The organism is Amycolatopsis silviterrae (genome assembly GCF_042684085.1).
Classification (GTDB): domain Bacteria; phylum Actinomycetota; class Actinomycetes; order Mycobacteriales; family Pseudonocardiaceae; genus Amycolatopsis; species Amycolatopsis silviterrae.
Genome location: NZ_JBHUKS010000006.1, coordinates 355,418 through 373,099, shown reverse-complemented (window position 1 = coordinate 373,099; position 17,682 = coordinate 355,418). Strand labels below are relative to the sequence as shown.

At 69.3% G+C, this 17,682-nt stretch carries 16 protein-coding genes; 4 read left to right on the top strand and 12 right to left on the bottom strand.

Annotated features, from left to right (window positions below):
• Positions 1-124 precede the first annotated feature (124 nt).
• The 5 genes from ACFSVL_RS10680 to ACFSVL_RS10660 form a co-directional block, all read right to left on the bottom strand.
• The gene (locus ACFSVL_RS10680; protein WP_378302970.1) at positions 125-1,648 is read right to left on the bottom strand and encodes an amino acid adenylation domain-containing protein; all 1,524 of its coding nucleotides are present in this window, start codon (positions 1,646-1,648) and stop codon (positions 125-127) included.
• A gap of 45 nt (positions 1,649-1,693) precedes the next feature.
• A complete protein-coding gene (locus ACFSVL_RS10675; RefSeq protein ID WP_378302968.1) occupies positions 1,694-1,969 on the bottom strand; it encodes a phosphopantetheine-binding protein in 276 nt (91 codons plus the stop codon).
• A gap of 2 nt (positions 1,970-1,971) precedes the next feature.
• On the bottom strand, positions 1,972-3,513 hold the full coding sequence (locus ACFSVL_RS10670) for an NAD(P)/FAD-dependent oxidoreductase (protein ID WP_378302966.1): 1,542 nt from the start codon (positions 3,511-3,513) through the stop codon (positions 1,972-1,974).
• Between the two features lie 40 nt (positions 3,514-3,553).
• Positions 3,554-5,350: a PA domain-containing protein gene (locus ACFSVL_RS10665; protein ID WP_378302964.1), complete on the bottom strand. Its 1,797-nt coding sequence runs from the start codon at positions 5,348-5,350 to the stop codon at positions 3,554-3,556.
• Positions 5,351-5,605: 255 nt separating this feature from the next.
• Positions 5,606-6,361, bottom strand: a complete 756-nt coding sequence (locus ACFSVL_RS10660; protein ID WP_378302962.1) for a DinB family protein — start codon at positions 6,359-6,361, stop codon at positions 5,606-5,608.
• Positions 6,362-6,904: 543 nt separating this feature from the next.
• On the opposite strand from ACFSVL_RS10660, the gene ACFSVL_RS10655 reads away from it, so the two are divergent.
• Positions 6,905-7,516: a helix-turn-helix transcriptional regulator gene (locus tag ACFSVL_RS10655; protein ID WP_378302960.1), complete on the top strand. Its 612-nt coding sequence runs from the start codon at positions 6,905-6,907 to the stop codon at positions 7,514-7,516.
• An 82-nt stretch (positions 7,517-7,598) separates the two neighbouring features.
• Positions 7,599-9,278: a DUF885 domain-containing protein gene (locus ACFSVL_RS10650; protein WP_378302958.1), complete on the top strand. Its 1,680-nt coding sequence runs from the start codon at positions 7,599-7,601 to the stop codon at positions 9,276-9,278.
• Between the two features lie 36 nt (positions 9,279-9,314).
• On the opposite strand, the gene ACFSVL_RS10645 is transcribed toward ACFSVL_RS10650, so the two are convergent.
• Entirely contained in the window at positions 9,315-9,734 is a 420-nt protein-coding gene (locus ACFSVL_RS10645; RefSeq protein ID WP_378302956.1) for an MmcQ/YjbR family DNA-binding protein, read from the bottom strand.
• A gap of 59 nt (positions 9,735-9,793) precedes the next feature.
• On the opposite strand from ACFSVL_RS10645, the gene ACFSVL_RS10640 reads away from it, so the two are divergent.
• Positions 9,794-10,555, top strand: coding sequence for a 2-keto-4-pentenoate hydratase (locus ACFSVL_RS10640; protein WP_378302954.1), 762 nt, complete (start codon positions 9,794-9,796; stop codon positions 10,553-10,555).
• A 73-nt stretch (positions 10,556-10,628) separates the two neighbouring features.
• Here the strand turns inward: ACFSVL_RS10640 and ACFSVL_RS10635 are convergent, their stop codons facing one another.
• The 3 genes from ACFSVL_RS10635 to ACFSVL_RS10625 form a co-directional block, all read right to left on the bottom strand.
• Complete coding sequence (locus ACFSVL_RS10635; RefSeq protein ID WP_378302952.1) at positions 10,629-10,979, bottom strand: hypothetical protein; 351 nt, start codon at positions 10,977-10,979, stop codon at positions 10,629-10,631.
• Between the two features lie 273 nt (positions 10,980-11,252).
• The gene (locus ACFSVL_RS10630; RefSeq protein ID WP_378302950.1) at positions 11,253-11,894 is read right to left on the bottom strand and encodes a VanZ family protein; all 642 of its coding nucleotides are present in this window, start codon (positions 11,892-11,894) and stop codon (positions 11,253-11,255) included.
• A 268-nt stretch (positions 11,895-12,162) separates the two neighbouring features.
• Positions 12,163-13,629 carry a hypothetical protein gene (locus ACFSVL_RS10625; protein WP_378302948.1) on the bottom strand — a complete coding sequence of 489 codons (1,467 nt, stop codon included), beginning with the start codon at positions 13,627-13,629 and terminating at the stop codon, positions 12,163-12,165.
• A 246-nt stretch (positions 13,630-13,875) separates the two neighbouring features.
• On the opposite strand from ACFSVL_RS10625, the gene ACFSVL_RS10620 reads away from it, so the two are divergent.
• Positions 13,876-14,304, top strand: coding sequence for a HEAT repeat domain-containing protein (locus ACFSVL_RS10620; RefSeq protein ID WP_378302946.1), 429 nt, complete (start codon positions 13,876-13,878; stop codon positions 14,302-14,304).
• Positions 14,305-15,054: 750 nt separating this feature from the next.
• On the opposite strand, the gene ACFSVL_RS10615 is transcribed toward ACFSVL_RS10620, so the two are convergent.
• From ACFSVL_RS10615 to ACFSVL_RS10605, 3 genes are all read right to left on the bottom strand, one after another.
• Complete coding sequence (locus ACFSVL_RS10615) at positions 15,055-16,179, bottom strand: glycosyltransferase (protein WP_378302944.1); 1,125 nt, start codon at positions 16,177-16,179, stop codon at positions 15,055-15,057.
• Positions 16,176-16,766: a TetR/AcrR family transcriptional regulator gene (locus tag ACFSVL_RS10610; RefSeq protein WP_378302942.1), complete on the bottom strand. Its 591-nt coding sequence runs from the start codon at positions 16,764-16,766 to the stop codon at positions 16,176-16,178. The genes ACFSVL_RS10615 and ACFSVL_RS10610 overlap by 4 nt, the downstream gene beginning before the upstream one ends.
• Positions 16,767-17,108: 342 nt before the next feature.
• Positions 17,109-17,573, bottom strand: coding sequence for a hypothetical protein (locus ACFSVL_RS10605; RefSeq protein ID WP_378302940.1), 465 nt, complete (start codon positions 17,571-17,573; stop codon positions 17,109-17,111).
• Positions 17,574-17,682 lie beyond the last annotated feature (109 nt).

Below are 17,682 nucleotides of genomic sequence, written 5' to 3'. Positions count from 1 at the left end.
GACGGCACGCTCAGCTCCCGCCAGCCGTGTCTCGGCCTGGGCGGACACCACCCGGCCGCACCCATGACGCCTTAAGTCCCTGGCATTGTTGCTTCTCCCCCGGCGGGGAGAGGCAAGCGCCGGTTCATACCGGATCCGGCTGGCCGAGCGGGATCGCGGCGAGCGCCCGCCGGTCGATCTTTCCCGACCGGTTGAGCGGCATTTCTTCCAGCCAGACAAAGAACCGCGGAATCATCGGCGCGGGCAGCCAGGCGGTCAGCTGGCTCGTGAGCTCCTCGTCAGTCTGCCGCTCGCCGACCAGATAGGCGACGATCGCCGCGGCGCCGGGAATGTCCGCGCGCAGCAGGGCCGCCGCGTCGAGCACGCCCCGGCAAGCCCGCAGATGGTGTTCCACCTCGCCGATCTCGACCCGGTATCCGCTGATCTTGACCTGGTCGTCGATCCGGCCGACGTACACGAAATTCCCGTCCGGCTGAAGCCGCACATTGTCCCCGGTGGCGTACATGCGCTCGCCCGGCTTGCTGGCGAACGGGTCCGGGAGAAAAGCCGCCGCCGTGCGCCCGGGACGACCGAGATAGCCCCGGGCGAGACCGGCTCCGGCGAGGTACAGCTGGCCGGTGTCGCCGGCCGGGACCGGGTTCAGCTCCCCGTCGAGGACGTAGGTCCGGACGTTGCGGATCGGGCGTCCGATCGGGACCCACCGCGGAGTCGTTCTGTCGCAGGGATACCACGTCGCGGCCACCGACGCCTCGGTCGGGCCGTAGCCGTTGTAGACGACCAGCGAGTCGTTGCTGCCCAAGCCCGGCCCGTCGAGCTGAGACCCGCCGGTGAGGACGAGCCGGACGCCCTCGGCCGCCAGCCGGGGAAGCAGCGCCTGCCCGTACGGCCCGAGCACGGCGGCCGGGACTTCCAGCGCGGTCACGCCCAGCGCGCGGACGGCGTGCAGGATGCGGTTGGCGGGCAGGTCGCCGCCGTCGTCGACAGCGACGCAGGCGCCGAAGCACAGCGGCATCAGGCAGTCGTGCATCGTGCTGTCCACCGTGAGCGCGGTCGTCCACAGCATGACGTCGTCAGTCCGGATCAGGTCCATGTCCTCGAACGAGGCGACGATCAGGTTCAGCAGCCCCTCGTGCGGAACGCCGACGATCTTGGGGCGTCCGGTCGACCCGGACGTGGTGAGCGCGTAGGCCAGGTCGAGCGGCCGTGGCGAAGGGAGCTCCGCCGTGGCGCGGCCGTCGTCGCCCGGATCCAGGCCGGTTTCGTCGACGAACTGGGCGTCGGGCAGCCATTCCACCGGCTCGGTGGCGAGCACCCGCTTGCAGCCGACCTCGTCGAGCACGCCGCTGTTGCGCAGCGGCGGATCGTCGGGGTTCATCGGCAGGCACGCCGCCCCGCTGCGCAGGATCGCGACGATGCAGATCAGCGCGGCCGGGCTGCGGCGCGAGAGCAGGCCGATGACCGACCCGGCGTCTTCGGCCACCAGCCGCCGCGCCAGCCGCGCCGAAAGCCGGTCGAGGTCGGCGTAGGTCCACGAGCGGGCCGCGGTGCGGATAGCCGTAGCCGCGGGCCGTTCGCGAAACTCGCGCTCCAACAGATCGACCAAGGTCTGCGCGCCCGCGGTCCGGGCCGACCGCCGAGAATCCTGCACCGCAACTCCCTCGTGTTTTCGGCCGCCTCGCGGGTCGCCTCTCCCCTACTCCCCGGCGGGCTGCGCCGCCTGCTTCCGGGCACTCTCGACCGCCGCGGAGATCGAGTCGATACTGCGGAACGTCGACTGCTGGAGCGCGTCCTCCGGCAATTCGATCCCGAAAGTGTCCTCAATGGACAGCATCAGGCCAAGGCAGGTCAAGGACGTCATGCCCCAGCGCCGGAGATCCTCGTCCGGACGAGGTTCGGGGCCGGTGATGTCGAGCTGGGTCAGCACGAGCCGGCGGATGTTGTCCCCGAGAGACGGTTGGGTGACGGTCATGGCTACTGCTTCCCCCCGGTACCCGTCCCGACCCCGGCCGGCCGGGCCGCTTCGCCTGCGCTCCCGGAGGTCCGCAGATAGCGCGCGACACGACGCGCTCCATGCAGATTTCCCTGTGCGTACAAGAGAATGTCGGGACCGAGGGCGTAATCGGTGCCGAGCTGTTCGTAGACCCGCACGGCCATGGTCCGGTAGTAGTCGGTGAGGTGCGCGGTCGTCATCTGCGGCGCGGCCTGCGCGCCGGTCTCGAACCAGGCGGCGAGGCTGTGCTCGACGTATTCGCCGATCGACCCTTCGACGGTCCTGGTCTCCACCGGCTTGCGCATCGGCTGGAAAATCGGGTCGATGATCCCGGACTTGCCCTGCAATTCGTTGGCGACGTGCTCGGCGAGCAGCGGCGCGCAGTGGAAGCCGTCGCGGTAGGTCCCGGTCATCAGGTACAGGCCGGAGAGCGGCATCCAGCCGATCGTGGGGAATCCGTCCAGCGTGACGGGGCGGTTGCCGCTGCACCAGTTCACGACTTCGTGGGTGGCGACCGCTTCGTCGAGCTGGTGCATCGAGTACTGGGCCAGGAAGCGGACGTCGGCCATCCAGGTGACGCTGGAAATGGTGTGCACCAAGCGGTTCGTCGCGCCGTAGTACTCCAGCCCGTCGCCTTGCGGCACCACGTGCAGCCCGCAGGCGAACCCCCGGTTCGGCGTCCGGACCACGCTGGTGAACGGGTCGCCCTCGGTCCGCCGGGCGATCATGGCGAAGCCGAGCCCCGGGAAGATCGGCATCAGCTCGGGCACGTCGAGGACGGTTCGCACCAGCGATTCGCTGTGGACGCCGGCGGCCACCACGACGTTGCCGGCTTCGATGCGGTGACCGTCGGCCAATTCGACCGCGGTCACCTCCTCGTCGCTGCCGATCAGCTTCCGCACCGTCTGATCGATGAAGATCGCTCCGCGCTGCCGCAGCCGTCGTTCCAGCGCCGCCAGCACTCCGCGGGCATCCACCGCCCCTTCGGCGGGCAGGTGAATGGCACGCAATGCCCGCTGTTCGGTGCGGGGGCGGTAACCGGGAATGTCGTTCGGGTCGATTTCCGTCCACGGTTTTTCGTACTGGTCGAGGGCGTCGATCATCGCGGCGAAGTTCACGTTGTCCAGCTCGGCGCCGATGGAGTTCAAAATGACGTGCGATTCCGTCGCAGTCTGCAGTGGACGGTTCGACGGCGCGAACTCCTGGAGCCGCCGCAGCGCCGCCGGCCATTTGTCGTGGGCGGTGACGCCCAGCTCGAACCTGGTCCGCGCGGCTTCGGTGCGCAGCGATTCGGCGGTGGTCTCGCCGAAACAGCCGAGCATCGCGCCGGCCGCGTGGCTCGCGCCCGTGTCGCGATGGCTGGGACCGACCACCACCACTGAGCCCATCTGGCGCTCGATCAGCTCGTCGGCGAGGAAAAGGCCGAGGGCGCCGTTTCCGACGATCACCACGCTGGCGTCGGCCGGCCGCTCGGCGCCGGCGGCGAATTCGGGTTCAGTGGACTTCGCGGTCGGATCAGACACACCAGACTCCCAGTTTTAGACGATGCGGATCAGTGCGCGATCAGCTGTCGAAGAGGTAGAGGCCGAAATTCCGGTCGGCGACCAGTACATAGTTCTTCTCGCCGATCTTGTGGATTACGACGCCGAGGAAGTCGGTGCCGGGCTCACGGAAGGCACCGACCTCCCGCAGGCCGTCGTCGCCGTAGCTCAGCACCCGGAGGCCGCCGTCGAAGAAGGTCGCGTACACCAGCTGGCGCTCGGGGTCGATTGCCACGTGCGACGCCGAGAAGTCGCCGAAGCCGGTGGCGTATCGCGGGTCCTGCGCCTCGGAGATGGCGTAGGTGTCGAGTTGCGTGGCCCGGCCGCCGTCGAGGTCCGTCTTGAACAGCCGGAGGTAGCCCCAGCCGACGAACTCCGACCGGACGTCGGTCGCGCAGACCGCCGGAGCGGCCGGGGTCGGGGTGGTTCCAGCCGTCTCCGCGGTCACGCCGGGCACGCCGAGAAGCCGCAGCCCCGTCAGGCGGTTGACGAACATCAGCGGGATCTTTCCCTTGGACGCCGTGGGAAACTGCTGCAGCGCGTCCGGCCCCTGATGGTTGAAGATGATGCCCGCGTCGTAGCCGGCCGCGACGACGGCGTCCAGCTTCTCCTGGAACGCGCACCCCTGGGCCGACCCGCCGGTCAGGATCGAGGCGTCCCGCTCGATGAGCGCAATCCCGCGCCCGGGCGGCACGGTGCCCGGGCAGCCGGAGCCGACGAAGGTCGGCGTGCCGGACACGGGGTGGTCATCATCGACCGGCGCGGTGCCCGGGCTCCAGTCCGCGACGTACTCGACGCCCGCGTGCGGACCCGACGTGATCGTGCCGATCAGGCGATAGGATTCGATGCTCTCGTCGGCGCCGACCAGGTACTCGGCGTCGGGCGAGAGAGCGCAGTGTTCGGCGTTGCCCTCCGGCGAGACCTGCTGCCCGCGCTTGGCGCGCTCCTCGTCGAATTCGGCGTACTCGGTCCGGGCGATCAACGAGACGTTGCCCGGCGTCGGGTCGGTGACGTCGAGCAGCACGTACCCGCCGTCCCAGTACGTCGCGCTCATGACGTACCGGCCGCCGACCTGGCGCACCTCGACGGCGTGCCCGAACATCGAGGTGAGGCCGCGCGACGGCGCGCCGGTCACGTCGAACGGGGCCACCCTCAGGTCGAGAGCGTTGACCAGCACCGGGTTGCGGGGATCGGTGATCTCCATGATGACGATGTCGGTGGTGGGCTTGTCGGTCACGAAGCTGACGTAGGTGCGGCCGGTGGAGCTGTCCGTCCAGGCGCAGGTGTAGTACGCCGCCAGGGCCTGGTCCGCGGGCTTGTCGTCCGCGTCCGTGTAGTCGCCGGCGTGGGCGACGAGGAGACGGGCGTTCTCCGGATCGGAAATGTCCCAGATGTTGATGCCGCCGCGCTGGCGCGGCCCGGTCGGGTCGGGCGCGTCAGCCTTGGCGTACATTTCGTTGGGGTGGATGAACAACGCGCCGGTGAAGTGCTCGTTGGCCATCTCGATCACGCACGGACCCTCGCCGACGTAGTTGCCCGCGGTGGTCTCGATGAACGCGCTCTCGACCTCGAACGGAGCCTTCGGGTCGCTGATGTTCATGACGTAGGCGCCGGTCCGCTCGCACGTCGGCTCCCGGTAAACCGTGAGAAACGCGTAGTCGCCGTACGCGGCCACGTCCGCGATGTGCCGCCGGAGACCGGCGCCCGACGGGTTGGTGACCGTTGCCTTGCCCAGCAGCGTCACGCCGTACGAGACGGACGGCAGCGGTGCCGGGTCAAGCCCGTGCCGGTCGCCGTTGGCCACCTCCGTGCCGACCATGCGTACCTCCTCAGCAGCAATGCGTCCCGTCCGGACAGAAGCGACTGGCGGGCGCCAAGACCGTGGGCGCCGCTCTTCGCCGATGCTACGGGCGAGGCTGTACTGCGAGATGTCACGCAAATCGGGGATGGTGGCCAACGGCTTCTGACAAAAACTGACAACCGGATCAGCGAGCAGTCCCGCTCAGCGGGCAATTTCCGAAGTCAGGCACCGAATTCAGGCAGTGACTTCAGGCAGTGAACTCAGGAACCGGCTTCAGGAACCGGCTTCGAGCACGGCGAGGTCGCGTACCGCGTAACGGTGGTGTTCGGCTTCTTCCTTCAGCACCACCGTGAGGCAGCCGCGCACGAGATACTCCCGGTCGGGATAGGACTCCCCCGGCTTGCTGCCGCACACCCGGTCGAGCTCGGCGTCGGTGAGCCCGTCGACGACCCGCCGCATCGCGGCCATCCGGGCGAGCCGCGGCTCGAGCACCTCGTCGAGCGTCGGGGTCGCGTCGAGGGTTACCCCGAGCTTCTCCGTTGCCTCGCGCGGCATCCCGCTGTACGGAAGGCCCAGCGGGTGATACGGCGAATCCTCTTCGAGCACCGCGCGGCCGAGCCAGGAATCGCTTGCCATCAGCAGATGCCGCTGGGTCTCGACGAACGACCACTCGCCGTCGACCTGCTCGTGCAGCTTGGCCTCGGGCAGGAGCCGGGCGCGGTCGAGCGTCGCTTTCCATTGCGCCTCGACGGCGTCCCAGGCGGCGCGGTATTCGGCGGCGGACTTGGCTTCGCGCGCCAGCGCCCGCGTGGGATTGTGCCGGTCGAGTTCGGCTTCGACATAGGCGGTGACGTCGATGTCGTTGACCAGGACGCGCTGGAAGGCGCCGCTGAGCGAGACGTCGCCCCCGTAGCAATCCACGATCTTCAGACCGCTGACCTCGCAATCGCGGATCTCAAGACCGGCAAGGTCGCAGAGGTGGATGCGGGCATCACGGAATTGGTCAGTTTCGACGTACGCAGCAGGCATCGGCACAGTGTTCTGGATCTGTCCCAGGTGCGTCAATGGCTGACAGTTCTGTCATACGTCAGAGTACGGCCCTGTGCAAGGAAAGACCCGGAGTCGTTCTTCGCCACTCTAAGACACGAGACGCTCTCCCGACACCGCCGAAAGTGCGCCAAGCTGATCGTCGCAGCGTCCAGGAAGGACAAAACCAGTGTCACTCCAACGACACCGTGATCGCCCGCCGGCCGCGAAGATCTCTGCTAGGGGTACCGCAAAGACTTGTTCATGTCCCTCGTTAACGGGACCGGCAACCTACCCGGAGGTGTTAGAGGATGCCTCAGGGGGCAGGTTCGAACGGAGAGGGGGGCAGTTTCCCATGTAGGGGGTGCAGTTCGAACTGAGGGGGTGCAGTTTCGAACAAGCGGCCATCGCATCGGCGAGTCGGGTCGGCGATGGACGCCACGTCAGAGTTAGCGGCCTCTGGGGGTATCGGTGATACGGATCGACGCTCTGAGCAGTTGCCCTATCTACCTCGTCGGGCTCGTCCAGATTCTCCACAAAGAAGGCATGACCGTTGTCTCGGCCAGAACCACGCCGGACGAGGAACTGTCCTGGCTCGCCGACGCGGCCGTGCTGGACGTCGATGCCCTGCCCCGGCTCGAAAGCCTGGAGTACATCGCCGAGACCGCCCGCACGACCACGGTCCTGGTTCTGCTCGGCGACCCGTGCCTTCCCGTCGAGGAGTACCTGCGCGCCGGCACCACCGGAGTCATCGACAAGCGCGAGACCGGCGAGAACGTGATCGCGGCGTTGCGGGCCGTGATCGCCGGCACGAGGGTGATCCCCGACGGGCAGCTGGTCCCGCCCCCGGCGGAATGCTCCGAAGCGCCAGGGCCGAACCTCTCCGAACGCGAGGAGCAGGTGCTCCGGCAGATCTCCCACGGGCTGACCCACGGGCAGATCGCCACGCGGCTCCGCATCAGCCCGCACACCGTCGACACCTACGTCAAACGCATCCGCGCCAAGCTCGGCGTCGGGAACAAGGCCGAACTCACCCGGCTCGCGCTTCTCGGCAGGCTCCCCGGCCTCCGGCACCGGGGCGGGCAGCCGAGCCACCTGCCCTGTCACGGCGCCGCCGGGAGCCACCACGAACACCGCTGCTCGACCACCGCGAGGTAAGGAGAACCCGGAAAACCGCTGCTGAAGACCGCGTCCAAGGCGTTGCGCAACGTCGGCCTATTGCCCTGGAGGATCACGCTATATGTCAAACACCAGTCCATCCGTGCACGAGATCAGCGACGCCTTCGTCGACGACTACGCCGCCCATGACCCGACCACCGCGACTTTCGTCGGCATTTCCGGCTTCGAGCACGAGTTGACTGACCTGTCCCCCGAGGGCTGCCAGGAGAGGGCGGACCTGACCGCGCGCGCCGTGCGGGAGGTCGAAGCCAGCGCCCCCTCCGACGACTCCGAACACGCCGCGAAGGCGGTGTTCCTGGAGCGCAACAGAATCTCGCTCGAGCTGCACGACGCCGGGCTCGACTTGTCCTTGCTCAACGGCATCTCCAGTCCGGTGCAGGAACTGCGCGTCCTGTTCGACCTGATGCCGACCGAGACCACCGAGCACTGGCAGGCCGTCGCCGCCCGGCTGGCCAAGGTGCCCGCTTCGCTGGCCGGGCTGCGTGCTTCGCTGGCCAAGGCAGCCGTCGACGGCAACATCGCGGCCGTACGCCAGGTCGAGAAGGCGATCGGGCAGTGCGAGAACTGGTCGGGCGGCACCGGCAACCAGCCCTTCTTCGCCGCGCTCGTCGACGGTGCCAAGGTGGGCGACGGGCTGCGCGCCGAGCTCGTGGCCGGCGCGGAGGCCGCCAGCCAGGGCTACGCCGACTTCGCCGCTTTCCTGCGCACCGAACTCGCCCCCCAGGCACCGGTCCGGGACGCCGTCGGCGAAGCGGAGTACCGGCTCAAGTCGCGTTACTTCACCGGCGCCGAGCTCGACCTCGCCGAATGCTACGAGTGGGGCTGGGCCGAGTTCCTCCGCATCGAGGCGGAGATGAAGGAGGTGGCCGGCCGGATCAAGCCCGGCGCCACGCCTGCCGAGGCCGCCGCCCTGCTCGACGCGGACCCGCGCTACCAGGTGAACGGCCAGGACGCGCTGCGCGACTGGATGCAGACGCTGTCGGACAAAGCGCTGTCGGACATGCGCGGGGTGCACTTCGACATCCCGGACGCCCTGATGACGCTGGACTGCAAGATCGCCCCGCCCGGCGGCAGCGTCGGGGCCTACTACATCGGCCCGAGCGACGACCAGTCCCGCAACGGGACGATGTGGTGGTCGGTGGCCGCCGACCGCGAGACGTTCTCCACCTGGCGGGAAACCACCACCATCTACCACGAGGGGGTGCCGGGCCACCACCTGCAGATGGGCACCGCGGTGACCAGCGCCGCCCGGCTCAACCGGTTCCAGCGGCTGCTGTGCTGGGTGCCCGGGCACGCCGAGGGCTGGGCGCTCTACGCCGAGCGGCTGGTGCGCGAACTGGGCTACCTCGACGAGGACGGCGACCTGCTCGGCATGCTCGACGCCCAGCTGTTCCGCGCCGCCCGCGTAGTGCTGGACATCGGCATGCACCTGGAACTGCCGATCCCGGCCGGCGCCGGCTTCCACGACGGCGAACGCTGGACGGCCGAACTGGGCCTGGAGTTCCTGTCGACCAGGACCCTCACCGACCCGGACCACGTTCCCGACGAGATCGACCGCTACCTAGGCTGGCCCGGGCAGGCGCCTTCGTACAAGCTGGGCGAGCAGCAATGGCTCGCGGCGAGGGCCGACGCGCAGGCGCGGTACGGGAACTCCTTCGACATCAAGGAGTTCCACCGGCAGGCCCTGGAACTCGGCTCGATGGGATTGGACACGCTGCGGGAGTGCCTGGCCCAGCTCTGATCCTGCCGATTCACTGCTGTTGTGTGCTCTCGCGGATCAGCCGGCGGTCGGCGGACCCATGACCCGGGCGGCGAGGAACTTCGGAGCCATCTCGCAGTAGCTGTCGGTGACAAGCTCGGCGACCTCGGTCCAGTCGGTGTGGTCGCCGAGCACGACGGCGAGAACGTTGTTCCCCCACGGCGCGCGGAAGAACGGAAAGCCGCCGGCGGTCAGGCCGTACAGGTCCTCGATGGGCACCCGAACCGTCAGCACGGTAGGCGCCTCGCCGTCGACCGCGTGCGCGGCGTAGACCTCGAACCGGTCCGCGTCCGGGGTGTAGACATGGGCGACCGTCCTGGCCCGGATCCGCCAGCGGACCCCGATCCAGGCCGGTTCCTCATACGCCTCGGGAAGCTCCCGGCAGATCCGGCGCAGCTGGTCCAGGATCTCCGGCGGCACATCTCCAGGGCGCGACATGACCCCGACAATAGCCGGGCGCCGGCCGGGCACGCCGCCGAGCGCGTGAGGAGCACACCATGCAGAACCCGTCCGTCACCGACCTCGCCGAGCGCTTGCAGCACGCCGCCCGCACCGGCGTTCCGGCCGATCCCGCCGACATTCCCGGCCTAGCCGAGGCATACGCCGTCGCCCAAGCCCAGCGGCACCTGTCCGAAGCGACCGGCGACCGAGTGATCGGGTACAAGATCGGCCTGACGTCGGGCCCAGCCCGCAAGGCCTTCGCCGCGACCGAGCCGACCGCCGGGCACCTCGTCGCGAGCCGCCTGCTAGAGCCCGGCAAGCCAGTCACCGCGACCGGCCTCTTCCGACCGAAAGCGGAGGTGGAAATCGCGTTCGTACTGGCATCGCCGATCGGCGGCCCGAACGTCACCGCCGCCGACGTCCGCGACGCCACTGCCGCGGTGGCCCCGGCGTTCGAAATCGTGGACACCCGCTGGCGCGGCGGCCCGACGAGCCTGCCGATGCTGGTAGCCGACAACACAAACGCAGCCGCCGCGGTCGTCGGCGCGCAGGTCCCGCTGCCCGCCGATTTGCCCGCGCAGACCAGCATCCTGCGAATCGGGACACAGACAGTGCCGGGCGCCGCGACCGCCGTCATGGGCGACCCCGCCGAAGCGGTCGCGTGGCTGGCCCGCCACCTGGCCCGGTCGGGAAACCGGTTGGAGGCAGGGGACATCGTGCTTAGCGGAACGCTCAGCACTCCCGCACCGATTCACGCGGGCGACCGGCTGGAGGCGGAGATCAGCGGCGTGGGCGGGATCTCGGTCGAGGTGGTGTGAGTCCGGGGTGCTGGAGTCCAGTGTGGCCACTGGCATTCCGCGGCTCCAAGAGTCCACTGTGGAAACTTATGCCTCATGCCCGGCGGTGGATCTCGCTCGCATAGGTGTTGATCGCGCGCCGAATACGCACCGAATCGCGGAAGTTCCAATTGTCCAGTATTTGCACGCGTTGGGGGCTTCCGGCAAAGCTGCTCGACTCGCCCTTCCACCGGAACTCCGGCGCGTCGGCATTCGCTTTCACCCAGAGCCCTCCCGAGTCTTCGGACCAGATGTTCGCGAGGTGCGCCCACGGAATGGTGATGTGCTCGCGTTCGGTACGCCGGCCCTTCCGGAACGATATTTCCAGGTACGCCGGAGCGAACTCCGCCCAGTAGTAGATCGTCCACCAGGAATTCACGGAGATCCAGACGCAGAACACGGCCACCAGGAGAATGCCTACCGCGCCTGGAGTCGAATACCAGCGATCAGCGGCGGCTCCGGTTCTCGAAAACCAGAGCATGGCTGCGCCGGTGGCACCAGATAGGCCGCACCGACGGCACATACCGCACTGCACAGGATCCGACCCACCATGGAGACTCCCCACGCGGCGTCAAAGACACCTCAGCTTGCCCGCCGCGCATTCGTCCGCGGACCCACCATCTCTTGTCGGCCGCGCTTTTGCCGGCGTTACGCCCCGGCACGGCCGCGCGGCCAGGCTCTAACGCTGATCGGTGACACGCGAGTCCGAGTTCCCCGACCGAGCCGCAGCCCGAAAATCCGCCGACCCACCAGTGCGTGCTGCCGGGATGGAGGCTACGGTCCCGACACCCTCGCGCGGACGAGGGATCGTCGGGGAAAGCGCACCCCAGAGACCGCGAGTCAGGCTCGCGCTGGCGGTCGCACCGATGGTGTTCAACAGGACGTCGTCAGTGGCACTGACCCGGCCAGCGTCCAACAGGTACTGCACGGCTTCGATTCCGATCGAGACGAGCGCCGCCGCCGCTGCTACCCGTGCGAGCGACTGCAACCAGCGCAACCGAAACGGAACCAGCGCCGCGAGCGGTGCCAGCAGAACCAGGTTCCCCGCGATCTGCCAGCTCGCATCGTCGCCCAGGGCGGCGACGTCCTGGCCCGGAATCACATGCAGCGTGCTGCCTTCGGCATCCCCGGCGGGTGCCGTGACCAGGACGACGAGCAGCCCGCCGCAGAGCAGGATCGCGGTGTCGATCGCGGCGGTGAACGTCGCGATCGAGGCCGGCCAGCGCCGGCCGCGGCGCACCGCCAGCACGACCCACAGGATCTGCGACAACGGCAGCGCGACGACCGTCACCGGAATGATGCGTCCGACCACCGAGTCCATCCCGGCACCCCTCCCCTGAACACCCCTGGCAAGATCACCTTCGCATCGGCCGGAGAGGGTGTCGCGTCGTCACGATCACCCAACCTGGTGGAGGCCGTGCCTCGGCCGTGGGGCCGAATGCGGTGTCTTGCAGCGGTTTCAGCGAGTCCGGGACTCGGTGACCGGTTAACGCAATTACGCCAGTCGTGTAGCCGAAGGGGCCGCGAGAGGAGTGCGGCTTATCCCCCGGAGCAAGGGCATCCCGCCGGGTACCCGCGGGGCGAGTCCCTCAGGTCAGACCGGACGCGTTGAGCAGCTTCGTGACCGCTTCCAGCAGCGGAACCCCGACAGTGCCGAGAGTCGACGCGACGCGCGTAAGCCGTTCAGCAGCAGCGCGAATCCTCCCCGGGTTCTGATCATCCGTGCTGGCGGCCTGTTCAAGCTCGGCATGCGCCTCGGCCAGTTCCTGCCGCTGCTCGTCCGGCACCAGCCTGGACAGTTCGGAAACACGCTCCGACAAGCCGCGAAGCTCCTCGCTGCTGATCGGTGCGACGGTGAAGTCCCGGTTGTGCACTTGGGCGTGCGGGCCGAACGCGCTTCCGTAGGCTCCGCCGTGGACGTTGTAGGTGTCGCCGGTGCTCATGGTGATGTGTCCTCCGTGCTCGACGTGGATGGTGAGGCTCGGCTCGACCGGCACTGCGTAGTCGTGGCCGATGGTCTTCTCGATGACGCGGTCCAGCGACCGCAGGAGACCCAGGCTTTCGCGGCGCAATTCCCGGCGGAGGTCGTCGATCACGTCCGGCGGTGCGAGCGACTCGATCCGCTGCGCCATGTCCAGCAGAGGGGCCTGTTCGACCCCGGCCCGGTGCTCGCGGTTGAGGAGCTTCAGCCGCTCCGCGAGGTAGTCCCGCAGGCGCTCGCGGTCCAGCGCCGTCTCGCCCCGTCGCCACGCCCGGATCGCCGCGCGGAGCGACTCGCGTTCGGTGTGCAGCCGCCACAGGTTTCCCCGGACCTGCCGGGCCCGGTTGCCGTCGCAGTGCGGGAGGAAGGTGATCCTCCAGGACGGCATCCGCTGCCCCTTGAACTGCACGGGCCGGCAGCGGAAGTGGACCCCGTCCCGCCGCGCGGCGGTCGGCGGGAGTCCTTTGTCGGTGTGCCATTCGGTGAGCACCATCGGCGTGCCCGCCTCGACCAGGTCGTAGCGCACCTCGCTGCCGTGCCGGGTGGTGATCTCGGCGAATCGCCGCGCCAGCCGTCGGCCGACCGACCCGAGCGGCGACGTGCCGTCGCCTCGCCAGGGCAGCCCGACCGGGACGGACAGGTAGTCGAGGTCCGTGCGGTGCGCGAACGCCCAGGTCATGAAGGGCCACCGCGAGGTGAACGCGACGTCGATCCGCGTCGACAGCCGATCGCTGTACAGCCGCCGGTAACACGGGATCATCGCGATCGCGTCGTCGTCCCCCTGCGGGGAGAATCCCGGGCGGCTGGCCATCCGGGAATGCGGTGCGGGGAACCGCAGGAGCCCGGCCGCGTCGCAGAACGCGCGCTCCCCCGACCAGTCGCGGATCGCGCCGCCCGGCCGGTCCCGCACCGCGCCGGCGCCGCGCACGAACTCGGCGCCCGCGATCGGATCCGGCCAGCTCGGCCTGCTCAGCCGTCCGGTCGGCGCCTCGGCGAGCCCGCGAAGATCAGCGATCGGGAACTGGACGACGCCGAACTCGCGGTAGATTCGCGAGAACTTCCTGTCGCTGGACACCCGCCGCACGCTAGCACCGACGCCGATCGGCGATATCGCGTTTGGGCATACGGCTCCCCCGGCCGAACCAAATAGGGAGCCGCCCGCAGCCATCGCCCGGGTGTGTCCCCGGGGATTAGTGGGTTCCACTAGCCACACCGCGGCTGTCTCGCGGGCGTCCGCAACGCCCACGGGACCGGCACCATCATGGCACATCGGCGCGACCGCGCGCTTCCCCGAGCCGGACGTCTCGATACGATCAGGACCATGCCCGCCGAGCCGACCGCCCGCGAACTGGTCGACCGCTTCGGCCAGATGGCCGACGACGACCGTTTCCAGACGTTGCGGCTGCTGGTCCCCGGCACGGGAGATTCGCCGGTGCTCGGCCCGTTCCTGATCGCGACGGCGAACGACGCCGCCGAGGACGACCTGGTCCGCGTCGAGGCCATCCGGGCGATCCCGCTGCTGGACTTCACCGAACCGGACCTCGCCGGCCGATGCCGGGACACGCTGCTCCGGCTCGCCCGCGAGGACGACGACTGGGACGTCCGCAACGCCGCCGGCTGCGCCGTGTTCGACGTGCCGGGCGCGGAAAGCAGCGTCGAGCCGATGCGGGCCGTGCTGGCCGCCGAACCGGAGGAATTCGTGCGCGACAACGTGTCCGCCGCGCTCAACCTGTTCCTCCGGCGATCCTGACGAAGCGCGACCGAAACCGCTCAGCCCGTCTTTTGCGGCATTTCCCGGCGAAGAAACGGCTTCAACGGACCGTGCGGGCCAATGCGCTCCGCTTTCCTGCAATGACGGACGCTACCAGCGATGGACGTTCGATCCGAGCTGACCGCAGGCGGGCGGGAGCGGAGATCCAGCATTCTCGCGGCCCTCTTGATTTCGCTTGCTGACAGCCGAGGACAGGCCTTCTCCGCGCACCGCCGTCAGAGCGGCTCCCGACGGGGGTATGACCGACGTCGGCCGCCGCTCCCGTCGGTACACGGCAGGCAGTCGGCGGTGCGCGCTTGCCGCACACGCCAAACCTCGCGAAGAGCGGCCACGACAACGGAAAGCCGGACCGACCGGGCCGGAGGTGTGGCCAGCCGCCCGGCGCGCCCATGAGGGCACCTCCGGATATCGACGGCACCGTCCCGCTTCCACCGTCGCGACTGTCGAATGCCTTCGTCGCTCGGTGTCGCGGAGGTGACTTGACCTCACGTGTCCACAGTGGACGATAAGCGGCCCGTCGTTAGCGAGCTGGAAGCGAACCTCCGGCGTCGGGGGCGGCCGCCGTACGATGCCTTCCTCGCACTGCTCGATGTCTACTGGTTCGACCTGGAACGGCTCCGAAGGTAGCGGTTCAGCGGGGACAAGCCGGGCGAAGCGGTGGTGGGCGGCCTCCCTTTCCGCCCACCACTCTGGTTGCCCGTCAGACAACCGTCCCCGGGCCGGAAGCTCTCAGCTCGCGAGCAGGCTGGCGGCCCCGGCCGCACCAGGCGCGGCGGCGATTGCCGCGGCGATGACCGCGGCCGCGTCCCGGTAGCCGTTGTCTCCCAGCACTTTGCCGACGGCGGCGCGGATGTCCGCCGGGCTGGCTCGCTCGCCGTCGAGCGCAATTCCGGCACCCCGCTCGGCGAGGTGTGCGGCCAGTGCCGGTTGATCGGCGGCTTGGTTGGGCAACGCGACCACGGGCACGGCGTGTCGCATGGCCGCCGCCACTGTGCCGTGGCCTGCGTGGGTGACCACGGCAGCCGCGTCCGGGAGCACCTCGGCGTGCGGGATGAACGGAACGACCGCGGCGTCGCCCGGCACGCGAACCCGACGCAGGTCGACCATCCCGGCGTTGACCAGTACCCGGTGCGAGCCGTCATCGAGGGCGTCGAGGGTGCGTTGCACGCGGGTGGTCTGGTCCCATGCCGGGCCGGTGGAGAAGCTGGCCACGATCAGCGGGCGCGGGTCGTCGACCGGCCACGGCGGCGTCCAGCCGGACGGCTCGCACGGCTCGTCGACGGGGCCGACGAAGGTGAACCCGGCGGGCAGTCGCCCGGCCAGCGGATCCAGCTCCGACACACTGGTGCACAGCGTGCGGAAGGGACTCCAGGCTTCCCACAACCGCTGGAGGTGCGCGCGACCCCCAGCCGCGCGCACCTTGTTGACGGCGGGCAGAAGCGACTGCTCCCACGGGCCGGTCGGCGGCAGCAACGCGCTCGGGCAGCTGTGCACCAGCACCGCCGTCGGGATACCGGCGCGTTCGGCGGCGGCGAGTGCGCCGAACATCAGGCAGTCGACGACCAGCATGTCGACCGGCTCGTCGACGAGCAGCTGCCCGAGGTCGTCCAGGTGCTCGCGACACGCCCACACCGCGTCGGCCAGGACCGGCATCCAATCCCGCGGCGGCTGCGCCGGCCATCGTCGCTGGGCCGCGGGCAGCACACGGAATGGGAACGAGGCGAACCGTTCACGCTGTGCCGCGTACCCGGCAAAAGTCACCTGATGCCCGGCCTCCCGCAGCGCGGCGGCTACACCGATCGCGGGCACCTGGTTGCCCGCACCGGGCCACGTCAAGAAGAGGAACCGGGTCATCGCCGGCTCCCCGCGATGGACTCGATCATCAGCCGCATGGCCGCTTCGGCGTCGGCACGCGAACGGCCGAAGTCACGCCGCAGCAGCTTCCAGGTGTAGACGTCGGAGGCGCAGACCAGGGCGTCGAGGACGCGGGCCCGCTCGTCCGCCGCCCGGTTGGCCAGCAGCGGCCCCAGCACGTGGTCCACCCGCTGCCGGTGTTTGGCTCGGCCGACTTCGACGATCGGGCCGACAGCCGGATCCGTTTCGTCGGCCAGGGTGCGGACGACCACGTCGCCGAACTGCTCGTAGTGGTCGAACCAGGTCCGCACGGCGGCGTCGACATCACCCGGCTCCGCGCCCTGCAACTGCCCGGCGATCTCCGCGAGGATGTGCTCGAAGGCCACCCGGAACAGCTCTGCCTTGCTGCCGGCCACCCGCAGCACGGTCTGCACCGTCACCCCCGCGCCGGTCGCGACGTCCTCCAGCCGGATGTCCGCGCGCAGCCGCTGCCGCAGCAGACCGGCCGCCGCGTCGAACACCCGCCTCCGGGTGTCCTCGGCCGCTTCCGCCCTGGCCCGCATCCGGTACGGCCGCGCAGAATTCATGTTAGTAAGCTTAACATGAAATTGGTGCGAGCGGTGCCGTCCGTGGTCATGGAGGTCGGCGGCAGTCGGCGCGAAGCCTCGACACGTTCGCCTTCGGCACGTCTGTATCGCCGACTGACGCGAGCCCAGCCAAAGGCCCCCTCCGGCGGCGTTGCCGAAGGGGGCCGCAGGGCGTTGAGAACGCCGAGGCCAGCGATCTCACCGGATCAGCTGTCAGGCAGTCGTCCCGGGATGCTGCCGACGTCCTGGGCCGACGTCACCACCGGCTCGGCCACCCCACCCGGGTTCCGTCGCCCTCAGGAACTTCCACGAGCGCCCGGGGATCTCTCGGTGCGCTGATTTTCACGACCACGGAGTGCAGCGAACGTCCTGTGGACGCCCGCCGGCAGGCAGGCCGCAGGCTCTCATCAGACCGGGGGCGTATCCCGGCGTGTGGTTGGACTTCCCGGTGTCCACCCGGGTGATGCCGAGTTGGGCCCAGGTCGTGCCGCCGTCATAGCTGCGGTCGACCCACACCAGATCGCCCACTCTGCCGCTGGTCAGTTTGCCCCACTCGCAGTGCTCCTTGAAGATGTCGTGGGCGCGCAGCTCGATCAGCGTGTTGTCGGGCTTGCCGCGCAACAAGACCGAATCCACCGTGAAGTTCTCGCCTGGCGGGTAGCGCGTCGGGTCGATTCCATCCTCGCAGGATCCGCTCGACGGCGATGCCTGCGCGGGCGCGGCCGACGCGGCAGCGAGCCCGGACCCGACACTGGCGACCACCACCGCGAGCGCGGCCAGGGATCGCACGACAACAGACGAACGCATGGTTCCCTCCTCAACCTTGGGTGGATCTCGTGCGCTCGATCGCACGAGGATTCCCGTGATGCCTCGCCCCGGTGCGGCCGTGCGCCGCGGATCCGGCGGTCGTCTGCCG

Coding starts and splice junctions, on each gene's coding strand:
- ACFSVL_RS10610 (WP_378302942.1), bottom strand. CDS start 16,766: ATGAATTCTGCGCGGCCGTACCGGATGCGGGCCAGGGCGGAAGCGGCC.
- ACFSVL_RS10660 (WP_378302962.1), bottom strand. CDS start 6,361: ATGCCTGCTGCGTACGTCGAAACTGACCAATTCCGTGATGCCCGCATC.
- ACFSVL_RS10665 (WP_378302964.1), bottom strand. CDS start 5,350: ATGGTCGGCACGGAGGTGGCCAACGGCGACCGGCACGGGCTTGACCCG.
- ACFSVL_RS10615 (WP_378302944.1), bottom strand. CDS start 16,179: ATGACCCGGTTCCTCTTCTTGACGTGGCCCGGTGCGGGCAACCAGGTG.
- ACFSVL_RS10655 (WP_378302960.1), top strand. CDS start 6,905: ATGACCGTTGTCTCGGCCAGAACCACGCCGGACGAGGAACTGTCCTGG.
- ACFSVL_RS10650 (WP_378302958.1), top strand. CDS start 7,599: ATGTCAAACACCAGTCCATCCGTGCACGAGATCAGCGACGCCTTCGTC.
- ACFSVL_RS10630 (WP_378302950.1), bottom strand. CDS start 11,894: ATGGACTCGGTGGTCGGACGCATCATTCCGGTGACGGTCGTCGCGCTG.
- ACFSVL_RS10605 (WP_378302940.1), bottom strand. CDS start 17,573: ATGCGTTCGTCTGTTGTCGTGCGATCCCTGGCCGCGCTCGCGGTGGTG.
- ACFSVL_RS10645 (WP_378302956.1), bottom strand. CDS start 9,734: ATGTCGCGCCCTGGAGATGTGCCGCCGGAGATCCTGGACCAGCTGCGC.
- ACFSVL_RS10640 (WP_378302954.1), top strand. CDS start 9,794: ATGCAGAACCCGTCCGTCACCGACCTCGCCGAGCGCTTGCAGCACGCC.
- ACFSVL_RS10675 (WP_378302968.1), bottom strand. CDS start 1,969: ATGACCGTCACCCAACCGTCTCTCGGGGACAACATCCGCCGGCTCGTG.
- ACFSVL_RS10620 (WP_378302946.1), top strand. CDS start 13,876: ATGCCCGCCGAGCCGACCGCCCGCGAACTGGTCGACCGCTTCGGCCAG.